The following is a 15,983-nucleotide window of genomic DNA, read 5'->3' on the forward strand; positions in this document are numbered from 1 at the left end:
ATTTTACTAATGTTTTGTCTTCGGGTAAAGTACAAGTAGAAAACTTTTTAAGAATCTAAACGGGAATAAATAAAAATTATTTCATTTTTTAATTAATTAAAACCAACTTGACTTATAGGAATAGTAAAACTATTATAATAGTAATAACCTTTTACTGAAAAATGAAAAGATTTGTCGAATCCCGTAAGTTCTAATAAAATAAATAATGGAAAGTTATATTCCTTTGTGAGGTGGAAATCTTTGCAACTTCAAGTATTAAATAGTCCCTTTAATCAGGAACAGGCAGAGCTCCTAAACCGGCTTCTGCCAACATTAACCGAATCGCAAAAAATCTGGCTCAGCGGTTATCTGACTGCTTTCCAGCCAGCATCTGTTCTTGGAAAAACTGAGGCAGTAACAGGAGTGCTTCCTACGGAGAACGCCGGGAAGGTAATTTCAAAAGAAGTAACAATTCTGTTCGGATCACAAACAGGAAATGCAGCTGGACTTGCAAAGAAAGCTGCGAAAACTCTTGAGGGGAACGGTTTTCAAGTAACTGTATCTGCCATGAGTGATTTTAAACCTAATAATTTAAAGAAAGTACAGAACCTGCTCGTAATTGCAAGTACACAAGGAGAAGGCGAGCCGCCTGATAATGCCATTTCATTTCATGAGTTCCTTCATGGTAAACGGGCTCCAAAACTTGATGGACTGAACTTTTCTATTCTGGCGCTTGGCGACAGTTCGTATGAGTTCTTCTGTCAAGTGGGAAAAGACTTTGATAAGCGATTGGAAGAGCTTGGCGGAACCAGGCTTTATCCGCGCTTTGACTGCGACGTTGATTACGATGAACCGGCTGCAGAATGGCTTGAAGGTGTACTTGGCAGCTTGAAGGATGCTCAAGGCGAAAGTGTAGAACCTATAGCAGCAACTGCACCTCAAGCAGTGGAAACTGAGTACTCAAGAACGAATCCGTTTAGAGCTGAAGTGTTAGAAAATATAAATTTAAATGGGCGTGGGTCAAGTAAAGAAACGCATCATCTTGAAATTTCTCTTGAAGGATCCGGTCTTACCTACCAACCGGGGGATGCCCTTGGTATCTATCCTGAAAACGATCCGATACTAGTTGATTTGCTATTAAAGGAATTGAACTTAGATCCACAGGAAACGGTAACCATTAATAAACAGGGAGATGTTCGTGCGCTTAAAGAAGCACTTACTTCTTACTATGAAGTAACAGTCCTAACCAAACCACTTTTAGAAAAGATTGCACAGCTTTCTGCAAATGAGAAATTAAAAGAGCTTCTCTCAGCAGGTAATGAAGATGAAGTGAAAGCTTATATCCATGGACGTGATTTAGTTGATTTAGTTCGTGACTTTGGTCCGTGGGGCAGCTCAGCACAAGAGTTTGTTTCTGTGCTTCGCAAAATTCCAGCCCGTCTTTATTCGATTGCCAGCAGCCTCGCTGCAAATCCAGAGGAAGTTCATTTAACGATCGGTGCGCTTCGCTATGAGGCAAATGGCCGTAAGCGTAAAGGTGTATGTTCGACATTATGTGCAGAACGATTAGAGCCAGGGGATACACTGCCGATTTTCATTCAGCATAACGATAATTTTAAACTTCCAGCCAATCCGGATGCGCCGATCATAATGGTTGGACCGGGAACAGGTGTAGCACCATTCCGCGCCTTTATGCAGGAACGTGAAGAAACTGGGGTATCAGGAAAATCCTGGATGTTCTTTGGCGACCAGCATTTTAGAACTGATTTCCTTTACCAGACTGAATGGCAAAAATGGGTCAAAAATGGTGTGCTGACAAAAATGGATGTGGCATTCTCACGAGATAAAGATGAAAAAGTATATGTACAGCACCGTATGCTTGAGCAAAGCAAAGAATTGTTCGAATGGCTGCAACAAGGTGCATATGTTTACATTTGCGGTGATGAAAAACATATGGCACATGATGTTCATAACACTTTACTTAAGATTATTGAAACTGAAGGCGGCATGAGTCCTGAAGCAGCCGCAGACTATCTTGCTAATATGCAACAGCAAAAACGTTATCAACGTGATGTATACTGATTTATGATTGAAGGGAGTAATTTAAATGGTGAACCCAAATTTAAAAGCGCCGGATGGACCGCCAAGTGATGTGGAGCGGATCAAAAGAGAAAGTAATTATTTGCGCGGTACCCTGAAGGAGGTCATGCTTGATCGCCTTAGCGCAGGAATTCCTGATGATGACAACCGCCTGATGAAGCATCATGGCAGCTACTTGCAGGATGACCGGGATCTTCGGAATGAACGTCAAAAGCAAAAGCTTGAGCCTGCCTATCAATTCATGCTCCGCGTCCGCTTGCCTGGGGGGGTAGCTACACCGGAACAATGGCTTGTTTTGGATGAACTTGCTGATCAAAATGGTAACGGAACCTTAAAAATAACGACACGCCAAACATGGCAAATGCATGGAATTTTAAAATGGAATATGAAAGACACGATTCAAAGAATTCATGCTACTCTTTTAGATACGATTGCTGCCTGCGGCGATGTGAACAGGAACGTCTTGTGTACACCGAATCCATATCAATCGGAGATCCATTCCGAAGTATATGAATATGCAAAGTATTTAAGTGATTATTTATTGCCGCGGACAAGAGCGTACCATCAAGTCTGGCTTGATGAAGAATTAGTTGCTGGGACACCAGAAGTGGAAGAAGAAGTTGAGCCGATGTACGGACCGCTTTATTTACCGCGGAAGTTTAAAATTGGTATTGCTGTACCGCCAACAAATGATATTGATGTCTTTGCGAATGACCTGGCATTGATTGCGATTATTGAAGATGGCAAGCTAATTGGCTTTAACGTAGGAATCGGCGGCGGTATGGGTTCAACTCATGGTGACAAAGCAACATATCCACAGATCGCCAAAGTCATCGGTTTCTGTACACCTGATCAGATTGTTGAATTAGCGGAAAAAACAATTACGATCCAACGTGACTATGGAAATCGTTCTGTCCGTAAAAATGCCCGTTTCAAATATACAGTTGACCGTCTTGGCCTGGAAACAGTAAAAGAAGAACTTGAAAGCCGTCTTGGCTGGAAACTGGGTGAAGCAAAACCGTATCATTTTGAAAGCAACGGAGATCGCTATGGCTGGGTTAAAGGAGTTCAAGGAAAATGGCATTTGACCTTGTTTATCCAAAACGGCCGCGTTGCTGATTTTGAAGATTATAAGCTGAAGACCGCATTGCGTGAAATCGCTAAAGTCCATACTGGTGAATTCCGTTTAACAACAAACCAAAACGTAATCATTGCTAATGTATCAAGCCAGAAAAAGAAAAAGATTAATGAGCTGATCGAGCAATATGGTTTGACTGATGGCAGTCAATATTCCGCACTACGCCGTAGCTCAATGGCCTGTGTGGCATTTCCAACATGCGGTTTGGCAATGGCCGAATCAGAACGTTATTTACCTAAGTTAATTGATAAGATTGATGAGATTATCGACGAAAATGGTCTGCGAAACGAAGAAATTACAATTCGTATGACCGGTTGTCCAAACGGTTGTGCCCGCCCGGGTCTTGGCGAAATTGCCTTTATGGGTAAAGCGGTTGGCAAATACAACATGTATCTAGGTGCCGCTTTCGACGGCAGCCGTCTAAATAAAATGTACCGTGAAAATATTGGCGAAGAAGAAATTTTAAGCGAAATGCATATGCTTCTTTCCCGTTATGCGAAAGAGCGTGAGGATGGCGAACACTTTGGTGACTTTGTTATCCGCGCCGGCATTATTAAAGCAACAACAGACGGTACTAATTTTCACGATTAATTATAATTGGAGGCAGGAATTATTTCCTGCCTCTATTTATTTTGATTAAACTCAAACTACATTAATCCTATAAGAAAGGTATTAATAATTTTCAAAAACTTATTGATTTTAGAGAAAGTCTATATTATGATATTTAAAATAGTATTCCCATCTAGTTAATCGGAATTAATTTTTCTAAAATTGTGGCTGATCAGAAAACCTGAAAGACACTGTTCTTTTTAATTAGGTTAGGAACCCTTTAACCATTTAATTGCATATATTTTATTACTGACCTAAAACATGTTTGAAACTTTTGTCCCAGGAGAATCTGGGATACATTCTTATCAGTGAATCTTGACTGAAATACTCAACATTCAATTTAGGAGGATCACAATGAAGGTATCGAGTAAAGGAGAATATGCATTGCGTGCATTACTCTTACTTGGAAACCACCAAGGAAAAGTACTAGGGATTCAGGAAATTTCTGATAAGACGTTAGTTAGTGTTCATTACTTGGAACAATTACTCCTTCAATTAAAAAAGCTGAGCTATGTTACCAGCAAAAGGGGAGCAAAAGGTGGTTACATGCTTCATATGAATGCTGAAGAAATCATAATTGGTGATGTGATTCGAGAGCTGGAGGGTCCTTTATCACCAATGAGCTGTGCTTCCATCACGAAGTATGAACCTTGTCCTTTAGAGGTGGGATGTCAATTAAAGCCGTTGTGGACTTTGATAAGAGATACAATTGCATTTGTTTTGGAGCGAACAACACTTGAAGATTTATTGCAAAATCGAGTGACAAAGCTAGAAGGAGATGATTTGGTTGTCATTAAAAGGAAGTTTGGACCAACAGGTGATTGAAAAAATAGCAAGCTTATTGGAAGGTTTGGAGTTTGGTACAGTGCAAATAACTGTCCATGATTCCCAAATTACTCAAATTGATCGAGTAGAAAAGTATCGTTTTCCACTACAGAAAAAAACAAGTCCACAAATTGCTAACAAAAAAATTGGAAATTAGCATTCGCTTTAAAACGGTGGATAATCCAATAAATGATACTGCCGATCGGACAGCCGAAGGCCCTTTAGTTTAGTACAGTACATGACCATTGTACGTCTATTAAACTATGGGGCTTTTTATTTTGTAAAAAGCCTCCACAAAAATGGGCCATTTAAAAGCCCTCAAACAAACAAAAAGGGGAGTCAAACCAATGTTGAAAAAAATCTTGATTACAATTTTCTCGTTATCCTTACTAGTATGGGTAGCTGGGTGCTCAAACCAAACGTCTAAATCGCAAGATAACACAACAAAGACCGAAGCTAAGAAAACAACAGCAAAACAGCCTGTTGAGTTATTAAATGTTTCATATGATCCTACAAGAGAATTTTATGCTGATTTTAACAAAAGCTTTTCAGCTAATTGGGAAAAACAAACAGGCCAAAAAGTAACAATTAAGCAATCACATGGTGGTTCCGGAGCACAGTCCCGTTCAGTTATCGATGGGCTTGAGGCTGATGTTGTAACATTGGCGCTTGCCTATGATATTGATGCGATTGCTCAAGCAGGGAACCTCCCAGAAAATTGGCAGCAAAGACTTGCTTCTAATAGTTCACCATACACATCTACGATCGTGTTCCTTGTTCGCAAAGGAAATCCAAAAGGCATAAAGGATTGGAATGACTTGACAAAGCATGGTGTATCGGTGATTACTCCAAACCCGAAAACCTCGGGGGGAGCAAGATGGAACTTCCTGGCGGCATGGGGGTATGCATTAAAGCAAAATAACGGTGATGAACAGAAAGCAAAGGAATTTGTGACAAAACTCTATAAAAACGTGCCGGTGTTGGATTCTGGAGCGCGTGGATCTACAACTACTTTCGTTGAAAAAGGTTTAGGAGATGTGTTGATTGCATGGGAAAATGAGGCATACCTTGCCATCAATCAGTTTGGAAAGGATAAATTCGAAATCGTGAATCCTTCCATTAGTATCCTAGCTGAGCCGCCAGTAGCCGTTGTTGATAAAGTTGCAAAAAAACATGGCACTGAAAAAGTGGCAAAGGCCTATCTTGATTATCTGTATACAAAGGAAGGACAGGAAATTGCTGCACAAAATTATTACCGTCCACGCTCAAAAGAAGTTGCTGAAAAGTACGCTAAACAGTTCCCGGCAATTAACCTATTTACGATTGATGAAGTTTTCGGCGGTTGGACCAAGGCTCAAAAAACTTACTTTGATGATGGAGGAGTATTTGATCAAATTTATAAACCATAATAGAAAAGCGGACGCGCCCGTACAGAGAAGGAAAATAGTCTCCGGGCGCAGTTGCTTGACATAAAGGGGAGCTTGCACGTGTCAACAAAATCAAAACGAAATAGGGTTTTACCAGGGTTTGGACTTTCGATGGGTTATACCGTTATCTACCTTAGCTTAATAATCTTAATTCCGATTGCCGTGCTATTTTTAAAAGCATCGACGCTAAGCATGTCTGAATTTTGGAATACGGTAACCGAAGAGAGAGTAGTAGCCTCCTATAAACTTACCCTCTATACGTCCTTTGTGGCTGCGACCGTAAATGCTGTTTTCGGGACGCTGATCTCATGGGTACTGGTTCGATACAAGTTTTTTGGGAAACGAGTCGTTGATGCCTTTGTCGATCTGCCATTTGCATTACCGACCGCTGTTGCAGGTATCGCTCTTACTTCTATTTATGCCCCTAATGGATGGATCGGACACTATTTTGCAACAGTAGGAATTAAGATTGCCTATACACAGATAGGGATTATGATTGCTTTAACATTTATCGGCCTGCCGTTTGTGGTCAGGTCTGTCCAGCCTGTATTGCAGGAGCTTGATCAACAATATGAGGAGGCAGCCTCAACACTTGGAGCTAATTCTGTTCAGATTTTTTTAAAAATAATCCTTCCAGCAATATTCCCAGCCATTTTGACAGGCTTTGCCCTTGCCTTTGCTCGTGGCTTGGGGGAATATGGATCGGTCGTGTTTATATCAGGTAATATGCCAATGAAAACAGAAATTGTTCCACTACTGATTATCACGAAACTAGAGCAATTTAATTATGCGGGAGCAGCCGCAATTGCTTCCGTCATGCTTCTATTTTCATTTATTCTGCTTTTTTTAATTAACTTTTGGCAGTGGAAAATGGCTAAGAAACATGAAATAGCCTAGAGGGAGATTTAAAAAAATGATTGTCAGAGAACCGACTATAAATGATGTCACCGTCAAAAGCCTGAAATCGAGCTTCGGGCTTGCTCCATTAAGAAAATGGCTCCTTATTGGTATAGCGCTCGTTTTTTTAGGAGTATTTATCCTGCTGCCATTGCTGGTTGTTTTCTCTCAGGCTTTAAGCAAGGGAATTGAGTTATACTTTTTAGCTTTTACAGAGCCAGATGCTCTAGCTGCGATTCAGCTAACCTTAATTACCGCTGTGGTTGCTGTAACGATCAATACTGTTTTTGGGGTGATTGCGGCTTGGGGGATAACAAAATTTGATTTTAAGGGCAAAAATGCACTGATTACCCTAATTGATATTCCATTTGCGGTTTCACCTGTAATTGCCGGACTTGTGTTTGTGCTTTTGTTTGGTTCTCACGGCTTAATGGGACCATTTTTTGAAGCCCATAACATTAAAATTGTCTTTGCGGTTCCAGGGATTATCCTCGCAACGATTTTTGTCACCTTTCCATTTGTGGTTCGCGAATTAATATCGGTCATGCAGGAACAGGGATTCGATGAAGAGCAGGCCGCAATAACCCTCGGAGCGAGCGGGTGGCAAACGTTTCTTCGCGTGACTCTTCCTAACATAAAATGGGGCTTACTGTATGGCGTGATCCTTTGTAATGCAAGAGCTATGGGTGAGTTTGGAGCGGTTTCAGTTGTTTCTGGCCACATCAGAGGGGAAACAAATACGATTCCTCTTCACGTTGAAATATTGTATAACGAATACAACTTTACAGCAGCATTCGCTGTGGCATCCATACTGGCGCTACTTGCTCTAGTCACTTTGATAGTAAAAAGTGTAGTCGAGTGGAAATTAAATAAACGCTAAGAGTAAATAGGGGGGCTTTGGAAATGGGAATCACAATTAATAATGTAACAAAAGTGTTTAGTAATTTCCCCGCAGTCAAAAACGTCAATTTGGAAATACCAACTGGGGATTTTGTCGCACTTTTAGGACCTTCAGGTTCAGGAAAAACAACCCTTCTCCGGTTGATTGCAGGGTTAGAAACTTTAGATTTGGGACAGATCTTTTTCAACAACTTGGATTATTCGAATAAAACTGTAAAAGAACGGAAGGTAGGCTTTGTTTTCCAACATTATGCCTTGTTTAAGCACATGAATATTTTTGAAAATATAGCATTTGGGCTTAAGGTAAGACCCCGTAATGAACGTCCATCCAAAAAGGATATTAAAGAAAAGGTATTTGGATTATTAAAGCTTGTTCAACTGGAGCATCTTGCCGAGCGGTATCCAGCCCAGCTTTCCGGGGGACAAAGGCAAAGGATCGCCTTGGCGAGAGCTCTTGCTGTGGAACCAGAGGTTCTTCTCCTTGACGAACCATTTGGAGCATTGGATGCAAAGGTACGTCAGGAACTACGCCATTGGTTAAGAGAAATTCATCAGAAGCTATATATAACAACGATTTTTGTTACCCATGACCAGGAGGAAGCCCTTGAAATGGCAGATACTGTAGTTGTTATGAATAATGGTCAGATTGAACAAATTGGTTCACCTAAGGAAGTTTATCAATACCCAGCAAATGCATTTGTCTACAGTTTTTTTGGCAGGGTGAATGAAATAAAGGGAAATGCTCTACTGAAGGGCACTCATGATTTACAGGCGACAGAGAATACCGTAAGCTACATCAGGCCACATGAAATTGCACTAAGAAAAATATTTCAGGGGAACAGCATTGCCTCAGAGGTACTGCATGTATATTCGGTTGCTTCTACAGTCAGGATTGAATTAAGACGGCTTGACACAGGAGATCTCTTTGAGGCTGAAATGAGTACAGAAAAATCTCATGAACTTGGCCCCATTAAAAAAGGTGATATCCTCTATGCCGAGTTTAAAAATGTAGTAGTGTTTGGAATGAATCGGGATAGTATCAATACCCATTCTCGAGGGGAACAACTAAAAGTTGTTTATTGAATAGAAAAAAATGGGAGGTGCATTGTGGCACCTCCCAAAATTATTCATTTTACACAATGAGTTTAATTCCACTAAAAATGATGATTGCAGCAATGACGGTACGTAACGGCTTTGTTGGAACTTTAGCTGATAGCGTACTTCCGACGAGCACTCCAGGAATAGATCCTATTAATAGGTTTCCTGCAAGCATGTAATCTACACTTCCAGTACTAGCATGGAGGAGTCCTGCAACTGTTACAAGAAAAAATGCATGGGCAATATCAGTACCAACTAATTCGGACCCGGTCATACGGAAAAGAAACATCATTGCTAGAGCGAATAAAGACCCTGATCCGATCGAGGTTAGCCCGACAATGAAACCGAATAAAGCTCCAAGAAAAATCGTTAATCCGCGCTTTTGTTCGAGAGGTTTTAATTGCCAGCGGTTTGGCTTTAATTTATTATCAAAGAATGTTTTGATCAGGGTTGATATAGCAACAAAAATGAGAATGAATCCAAGAGAGTGCTTTATTATTTGATCTTGATTATGAAAGGTGGAGTTAAAAAGCTGCAAGATGAAGATAGCGGCGGCCGCACTTGGAACACTGCCAATTGCCAAGTATTTCACTAACTTGAAATTAATTGTTTTTTGTCTCCAGTGCTGAATAACCCCAAAAAATTTCGTGAATGAGTTATAAAATAAGTCTGTTCCCACTGCGATAGAAGGATTAACTCCAACCATTATTAGAACAGGTGTTAAAAGGGCTGCACCCCCGACACCTGTAAGCCCGACTAAAAAGCCAACCAACAAACCCATCAATGCTATACCAATACTCATCTGTCTCATTCTCCTTTTAAATCCCAGTAAATATATATGAATTATAAAGTTTTATGCTTTACTTGTAAACAACAATTTTCTGAAAATTATATATTGATTTCATTTAAATAGTTGACATGATTCAAGATCACCCTGAAGAATTGTTTGAATTTTAATACCGTTGCATGGGTAACAATGATATTATTAGAAAATGGCATAAAAGTGGAGGAGCTAAGTGGTAGACCATTAATTATCTGGAATTTGCAAAGGTTATCTGCCGTTTAGTTTTCCCGCCTGATGATAAGTGTAACAGAAAGGATTGGGCATTATTATGGAAGGAAAAACAGCACTTATTGCCGGTTCAAGTGGTTTAGTCGGAAATGAATTGCTGAATCTCTTGCTAGAGGGAAAAGAATATGAACAAATTTATGCAATTGTTCGAAAACCGCTTAATCTATATCACCCAAAACTAACCGAAGTTGTTGTAGACTTTGAAAGGCTTGAAGAATATAAAGATTACTTTGCTGTTACTGATGTTTTTTCTTGCCTAGGAACGACGATTAAGAAAGCCAAAACTCAAAAGGCAATGGACAAAGTTGATCTAGAATATACATTGACCATTGCAAAGCTGGCTAATGAAAAAGGTGCTAAACAATTTACAATAATAAGCTCGATGCATGCTGATCCTAATTCCCAAAATAGCTACCTTAATATGAAGGGAAGATTGGAACAGGAACTTATAAAGATCCCATTTGAAACAATATCTATTTTGCAGCCATCTCTTCTATTGGGAGAACGGAAGGAATTTAGGTTTGGGGAAAAGCTTGGAAGATTTTTTATGAGATTAATCTCCGTTATTTTAGTAGGTCCATTAAAAAAATACAAAGCGATAAAAGGGGAAACCGTGGCTTTAGCGATGTATTGGATAGCCCAAACAGAAAAAAAGGGGTTAACCGTTTATAAATCTGAAGAAATTGAATTCATTGGCAACAATATTTATATAGAAGAAATATAGTCGACATGGAGGAAGCAAATTGAAAGAAATAAAGCCACCGAAAAAACCAATTATTTTTTACTACTTAGTCATACTACTTGTCATTATGCTTTTAAATACATTTATTTTTCCGGCAATTGTTAATCGTTCTGTTAAAGCGGTGGATTATGGAACATTCTTAACAATGGTTGAGCAAGGAAAGGTAAAAGAGGTTGAAATAAAAGATAATTCTATTGTCTTTGTACCTGAGAATAAAAGTGAGGCCAAAATTTATAAAACAGGGGCAGTAGATGATCCTAAATTGGTTGACCGGCTCCATAAGGCCAACGTTAAATTTACGAAAGTAATACCAAAAGAAAATTCCCCGCTGCTAAATTTCTTTTTAACGTGGATTTTTCCATTGCTGATTTTTATTGCGATTGGTCAATGGCTAATGAGAAAGTTACAAAATAAGCTGCCAGGCGGGGGAGGGGCATTATCCTTTGGGAAAAGCAATGCAAAGGTTTATGTAGAGGCCCAAACAGGTATAACATTTGCAGATGTTGCTGGTCAGGATGAAGCAAAAGAAGCGCTCCAAGAAATTGTTGACTTTCTGCATAATCCGAAAAAATATAAGGAAATTGGCGCGAAAATTCCTAAGGGAGCTTTGTTAGTAGGCCCTCCTGGAACAGGTAAAACCCTTCTTGCGAAAGCTGTAGCTGGGGAATCAAAGGTTCCGTTCTTTTCGATCTCAGGATCTGAATTTGTAGAGATGTTTGTTGGTATGGGGGCTGCGAGAGTACGAGACCTATTTAAACAGGCTCAGGAAAAAGCTCCATGTATTGTTTTTATCGATGAAATAGACGCAATTGGGAAAAGCCGTAATTCAGGAATGGCTGGCGGCAATGATGAAAGAGAACAAACATTAAATCAGCTTTTAACGGAAATGGATGGATTTGATGCTGATAAAGGCGTCGTCATCTTGGCAGCAACTAACCGACCTGAAACCCTGGATAAAGCATTGCTCAGACCAGGTAGATTTGACCGTAGGGTACCAGTTGAATTGCCTGACCTTGCAGGCCGTGAGTCCATTTTGAAGGTTCATGCCGTAAAAGTGAAGTTAGCTGATAATATTGATTTTAATGTTATTGCCAGGGCTACATCAGGAGCTTCCGGAGCTGACTTAGCGAATATTATCAATGAAGGCGCCTTAAGAGCGGTAAGACTGGGGCGTAATCAAGTGACCCAAGCAGACTTGGAAGAGTCGGTAGAGGTGGTAATTGCGGGGTATCAAAGGAAGAACGCGGTGATTTCAATGAAAGATAAATTAACAATCGCCTATCACGAAATAGGACATGCTTTGGTTGCTGCAAAACAGAATGATTCAGCACCTGTCCATAAAATAACCATTATACCACGGACCTCTGGCGCTTTAGGCTACACAATGCAGGTGGATGAGCAGGAACAGGTGCTGATGAGCAAAGAGCAGGCATTAGATAAAATATCCACTTTTATGGGAGGCCGCGCTGCCGAAGAGCTTATTTTTAATCGAGTGACCTCTGGCGCCTCCAATGATATTGAACAGGCCACGAAGATTGCCCGATCAATGGTGACTAGATTTGGGATGAGCGAAGAATTCGATATGATGGCATTAGAAACTGTCAATAATCCTTATTTAGGTGGAGATACATCCTTATTGGTGTCCGTGGAAACGGCATCCAAAATAGATGATGAGGTTCTTAGAATCATTAAAACCTGTCACCAAAAAGCAAGAACTATTTTAGAAGAAAATAAAGACAAACTTCATGAACTTACCAAATATCTACTAGAAAAGGAAACAATCTCTGGAGACGAATTCATGGGCATATTGTCAGGAAAATAGTAAAGGCGCAAAAAAAGTGAAGGAATCTGGCACCTTTCACTTTTTTTTGCATATTATTGATGCCCACCCATTTTCACATCAATGCTATAATCATTTTATAAGCATGAAGATTCTGTAATTTCAGTATTTTTTGAACCAATTGTTACCTAATTTGTGATTTATTTATCAGAGGGAGTGGGTAGGAATGAGAGTTGACATTAGTCGAATGGAGGAGGAACAAGCAAAAATTATCCTTCAAGAAACAGGTGGTTTAGCAATTATTACCATTCATCGACCACATAAAAGGAATGCGTTAACAGCTAATATGTGGAATCAGTTAGCTGAAATCGGCGAGAAGGTTTTGGATAATCCCAAAAATAAAGTACTACTATTGAGAGGTCACGGGGAACAGTTTACCGCAGGTTCAGATATTGGGGAATTTCACGAAATGTCACTTGACGAAGCGGAAAATTCGTTTATTTTAATGGAAAAGGCAATATCTACAATTGAAAAATTACCCTTGCCTACGATTGGCGTGATCAATGGCCCTGCAATGGGGGCCGGTCTTGAGCTCGCGCTTGCTTGTGATTTGCGGATTGGGTCGGAAAAAGCAAGACTAGGGATACCTGTTGGGAAATTAGGTATTACCATAAATAATAAATTTGCCAAACGAGTGGTAGATTTAGTGGGGCCAAGTGTAACGAAAGAGTTAGTGTATTTAGGTCGGATTCTAAAAGCAGAGGAAGCTTACTCCTTGGGGATGTTGAATTATTTGGCAAATGAAACGGAACTAGACCGTTATGCCCTGCGAATGGGAAAATTGGTTGCTTCTATGTCTCCTGCATCGCTCCTTGCCGTCAAACAATCTGTTAACGAATGCATAAATAGTACTCCTGCTCTATGGACAGGGTCTACTCCTTTCGTCGACCAACAGGATTTTTCCGAAGGTGTCGCTGCTTTTGTCGAAAAGAGAGCACCAAAATTCAAGCGTAGAACGAATTCCTAAATAAAAAACGGAAAGCTTATTTAACTGGTAAGCTTTCCGTTTTTTTAGACATTTGAATATAAAGATTGATGGAAGAAAATTCAATATTTAAGTGGTTTAAAAAATAGATACGAATATCGCTTTGCAGTCTCTCAGACATCTCAAACAGATTGAAACGGATTGGCTGTTTGATCGTGATACTAACATTAAGAATCGGCAGACCTTGCAACTGAAATTGAGCGGATTTGCAGTCTTCAATTTCTTGATAGCCCTTACAGATAATCTTTACCAAATCTATGTACACCTTTTTATGGATGATAATGCTGCCGCGGTGAAAATCTGGATGAACAATCGTTGTTTCTCCAATTCTTTCCCGCTTTGGAGAGAAAATTTCCCTGCCCTTAAGAATAATTTTTTTAAAGAAATTCGGATCCACTTGTTTATAGGGAATCGGGATAATATGTTTTCCTTCCGTTTTTCGCACAAATTGAGCAATCTTAATTTCACTAGAAGAACGAATATCTTCTACATGAAAATAGTGTTTAATTTCACCTAAATTCAGTCGTAAAGCGATTGTCTTCGTCATCCGTTCTGAAGTTCCAATAATTAAAATTCTTTCGATATAATAGTTGTTGATGGCCATTTGAATTTCTTTGACGTGATCTTCAAAAAAGAATGTTGCCCGTTTCACTGCTGTTAAAGAGTTTTTTTCAAATTTTGCAGAAGTACCAGCTATTTTCTGACCATTAAAAATAAGCAGACCATCATCTATGATCGCTGGTATCTTGTGTTTGTGTGCAAAAGTTAATGCACTTGTACTTTTCCCTGTTCCGCTTGGACCACTTAATGAAAATACTTCCATATCATCACGCCGCCTAACATCCGAATTTTTGCCTAATCAATCGTTATTGACCATTGACATATGTATATTATTGCAAATTTTCAATCTATTATACCACAAAATAATTGGGGATAAGAGGTGTTTATGTCTGAATAGTTAGCAATAGTGGTGAGATACTATAATAAAAAAAGGAGTGCTGATCATGCCGAAAAATACTGACTATGTTGCAGCCGATCTCTCGAATAATTTAGTAAGTGAGCTCAAATTGTTCGAAGAAAAATTAAGTGAGGAATCTCAAAAGAAGTTAATAGTGATTGCTTACGAAAAGGATGATGACAAAATGCAAGGTTAAAAAAAGAAATAGGGAGCTCCCTATTTCTTTTTTTCGTAATATGAATAAAATAATAAGGTATACTAATTTGCGTTTATTTGTAAAGTTACAAAGAATCTAAGGGAGATTGGCAATGAAGAAATTATTGTTACTTGCTACAGGTGGCACCATCGCTTCAGTTGAGGGAAAAGAAGGACTCGTTCCTGGAATGTCAGCTGAGGAACTTCTGAAATATTTTGAGAACCCATCACAGTCTATTGATGTGACTTGTCAAATTCTTATGAACAGGGATAGTACTAATATGCAGCCAGAGCATTGGGTTAAAATGGCGGAAATGATTGCATTGCATTACGATCAATATGATAGCTTTGTCATTACCCATGGGACAGACACATTAGCATATACTTCAGCAGCCTTGTCCTATATGCTGCAGGGATTACAGAAGCCAATTGTTATCACGGGTTCACAGGTTCCCATAAGTTTTAAAAAAACGGATGCGAAAAAAAATCTCTCTGATGCGATACGCTTTGCTTGCGAGGATATAGGGGGTGTATTTGTTGTATTTGACGGCCGCGTGATCATTGGCACAAGGGCAGTAAAAATAAGAACGAAGAGCTATGATGCATTTGAGAGTATCAATCATCCATATGTTGCCAATATAAAGGATAATAAGGTTGACTATTTTTGGAAGCCGGCAGCTGGAGAAGAGAAGCTAAATGTTGACACGAGTCTTTGTCCAGACGTGTTTCTGTTAAAATTATACCCTGGGATTAAACCGGAGATTTTTAATTATATAAAAGCTTCCTATAAAGGTGTAATTATTGAAAGCTTTGGAAATGGCGGAGTACCATTTGAAGAACGAAATCTATTACCAAAAATTAAAGCGTTAACCGAAGAAGGAATCCCCGTTCTCATTACCACGCAATGTCTGGAAGAGGGGCAGGATTTGTATCTGTACGAGGTAGGGAGAAAAGTCGTTCAATACGATGTGATTATCTCAGGGGATATGAACACAGAAGCAATTGTTGCAAAGCTTATGTGGGTGCTTGGAAAAACAACGAAACTAAAAGAAGTTAAACATATCATTGAAACCCCCATAGCTTGGGATTTATCAACAAATTGGGAGAACGTTGAGTAACACTTGATTTGGAATGAAGTAAGACTTAACCAAGCCCGCAATTATTTTAAACGGCACAAGTAGATTGAAACTTGTGCCGTTTTTTTATTTTTACAAAAAC

At 39.4% G+C, this 15,983-nt stretch carries 15 protein-coding genes; 13 read left to right on the plus strand and 2 right to left on the minus strand.

What is annotated here, in order from left to right:
- Positions 1 to 240: 240 nt before the first annotated feature.
- The 8 genes from JN080_RS07485 to JN080_RS07520 all read left to right on the plus strand — a co-directional run bounded on the left by JN080_RS07485 (position 241) and on the right by JN080_RS07520 (position 8,958).
- A complete protein-coding gene (locus tag JN080_RS07485) occupies positions 241 to 2,061 on the plus strand; it encodes an assimilatory sulfite reductase (NADPH) flavoprotein subunit (protein WP_256235315.1) in 1,821 nt (606 codons plus the stop codon).
- Between the two features lie 25 nt (positions 2,062 to 2,086).
- On the plus strand, positions 2,087 to 3,808 hold the full coding sequence (gene cysI, locus JN080_RS07490; RefSeq protein ID WP_256235316.1) for an assimilatory sulfite reductase (NADPH) hemoprotein subunit: 1,722 nt from the start codon (positions 2,087 to 2,089) through the stop codon (positions 3,806 to 3,808).
- 372 nt (positions 3,809 to 4,180) lie between these two features.
- Positions 4,181 to 4,651 (plus strand): RrF2 family transcriptional regulator, encoded by a 471-nt coding sequence (locus tag JN080_RS07495; RefSeq protein ID WP_256235317.1) that lies wholly within the window; start codon positions 4,181 to 4,183, stop codon positions 4,649 to 4,651.
- Positions 4,614 to 4,808 (plus strand): YezD family protein, encoded by a 195-nt coding sequence (locus JN080_RS07500; RefSeq protein WP_256235318.1) that lies wholly within the window; start codon positions 4,614 to 4,616, stop codon positions 4,806 to 4,808. The genes JN080_RS07495 and JN080_RS07500 overlap by 38 nt, the downstream gene beginning before the upstream one ends.
- A gap of 190 nt (positions 4,809 to 4,998) precedes the next feature.
- Positions 4,999 to 6,060 carry a sulfate ABC transporter substrate-binding protein gene (locus JN080_RS07505; protein WP_256235319.1) on the plus strand — a complete coding sequence of 354 codons (1,062 nt, stop codon included), beginning with the start codon at positions 4,999 to 5,001 and terminating at the stop codon, positions 6,058 to 6,060.
- A 78-nt stretch (positions 6,061 to 6,138) separates the two neighbouring features.
- Entirely contained in the window at positions 6,139 to 6,975 is an 837-nt protein-coding gene (gene cysT, locus JN080_RS07510; RefSeq protein ID WP_256235320.1) for a sulfate ABC transporter permease subunit CysT, read from the plus strand.
- Positions 6,976 to 6,991: 16 nt separating this feature from the next.
- Entirely contained in the window at positions 6,992 to 7,855 is an 864-nt protein-coding gene (gene cysW / locus JN080_RS07515; protein ID WP_256235321.1) for a sulfate ABC transporter permease subunit CysW, read from the plus strand.
- A 23-nt stretch (positions 7,856 to 7,878) separates the two neighbouring features.
- Positions 7,879 to 8,958: a sulfate/molybdate ABC transporter ATP-binding protein gene (locus JN080_RS07520; protein WP_256235322.1), complete on the plus strand. Its 1,080-nt coding sequence runs from the start codon at positions 7,879 to 7,881 to the stop codon at positions 8,956 to 8,958.
- A 49-nt stretch (positions 8,959 to 9,007) separates the two neighbouring features.
- Here JN080_RS07520 and JN080_RS07525 read toward each other — a convergent pair whose 3' ends face one another.
- On the minus strand, positions 9,008 to 9,775 hold the full coding sequence (locus tag JN080_RS07525; protein WP_256235323.1) for a sulfite exporter TauE/SafE family protein: 768 nt from the start codon (positions 9,773 to 9,775) through the stop codon (positions 9,008 to 9,010).
- A gap of 310 nt (positions 9,776 to 10,085) precedes the next feature.
- Here JN080_RS07525 and JN080_RS07530 point away from each other — a divergent pair, with 310 nt between their 5' ends.
- From JN080_RS07530 to JN080_RS07540, 3 genes are all read left to right on the plus strand, one after another.
- Positions 10,086 to 10,769, plus strand: coding sequence for an NAD(P)H-binding protein (locus JN080_RS07530; RefSeq protein ID WP_256235324.1), 684 nt, complete (start codon positions 10,086 to 10,088; stop codon positions 10,767 to 10,769).
- 19 nt (positions 10,770 to 10,788) lie between these two features.
- Positions 10,789 to 12,609: an ATP-dependent zinc metalloprotease FtsH gene (gene ftsH / locus JN080_RS07535; RefSeq protein WP_256235325.1), complete on the plus strand. Its 1,821-nt coding sequence runs from the start codon at positions 10,789 to 10,791 to the stop codon at positions 12,607 to 12,609.
- A 184-nt stretch (positions 12,610 to 12,793) separates the two neighbouring features.
- On the plus strand, positions 12,794 to 13,594 hold the full coding sequence (locus JN080_RS07540; RefSeq protein WP_256235326.1) for an enoyl-CoA hydratase/isomerase family protein: 801 nt from the start codon (positions 12,794 to 12,796) through the stop codon (positions 13,592 to 13,594).
- A gap of 16 nt (positions 13,595 to 13,610) precedes the next feature.
- On the opposite strand, the gene JN080_RS07545 is transcribed toward JN080_RS07540, so the two are convergent.
- On the minus strand, positions 13,611 to 14,435 hold the full coding sequence (locus tag JN080_RS07545) for a hypothetical protein (RefSeq protein ID WP_256235327.1): 825 nt from the start codon (positions 14,433 to 14,435) through the stop codon (positions 13,611 to 13,613).
- Between the two features lie 181 nt (positions 14,436 to 14,616).
- Between JN080_RS07545 and JN080_RS07550 the strand changes: the two genes are divergently transcribed.
- Both JN080_RS07550 and JN080_RS07555 read left to right on the plus strand, forming a co-directional pair.
- Positions 14,617 to 14,766, plus strand: a complete 150-nt coding sequence (locus JN080_RS07550; RefSeq protein ID WP_256235329.1) for a hypothetical protein — start codon at positions 14,617 to 14,619, stop codon at positions 14,764 to 14,766.
- A 112-nt stretch (positions 14,767 to 14,878) separates the two neighbouring features.
- Positions 14,879 to 15,883 carry an asparaginase gene (locus JN080_RS07555; protein ID WP_256235330.1) on the plus strand — a complete coding sequence of 335 codons (1,005 nt, stop codon included), beginning with the start codon at positions 14,879 to 14,881 and terminating at the stop codon, positions 15,881 to 15,883.
- The last annotated feature ends 100 nt before the right edge of the window (positions 15,884 to 15,983 follow it).

It is taken from the genome of Bacillus sp. EB600, assembly GCF_024494385.1.
In the GTDB taxonomy this organism is placed as follows: Bacteria; Bacillota; Bacilli; order Bacillales; family Cytobacillaceae; genus JAEVLT01.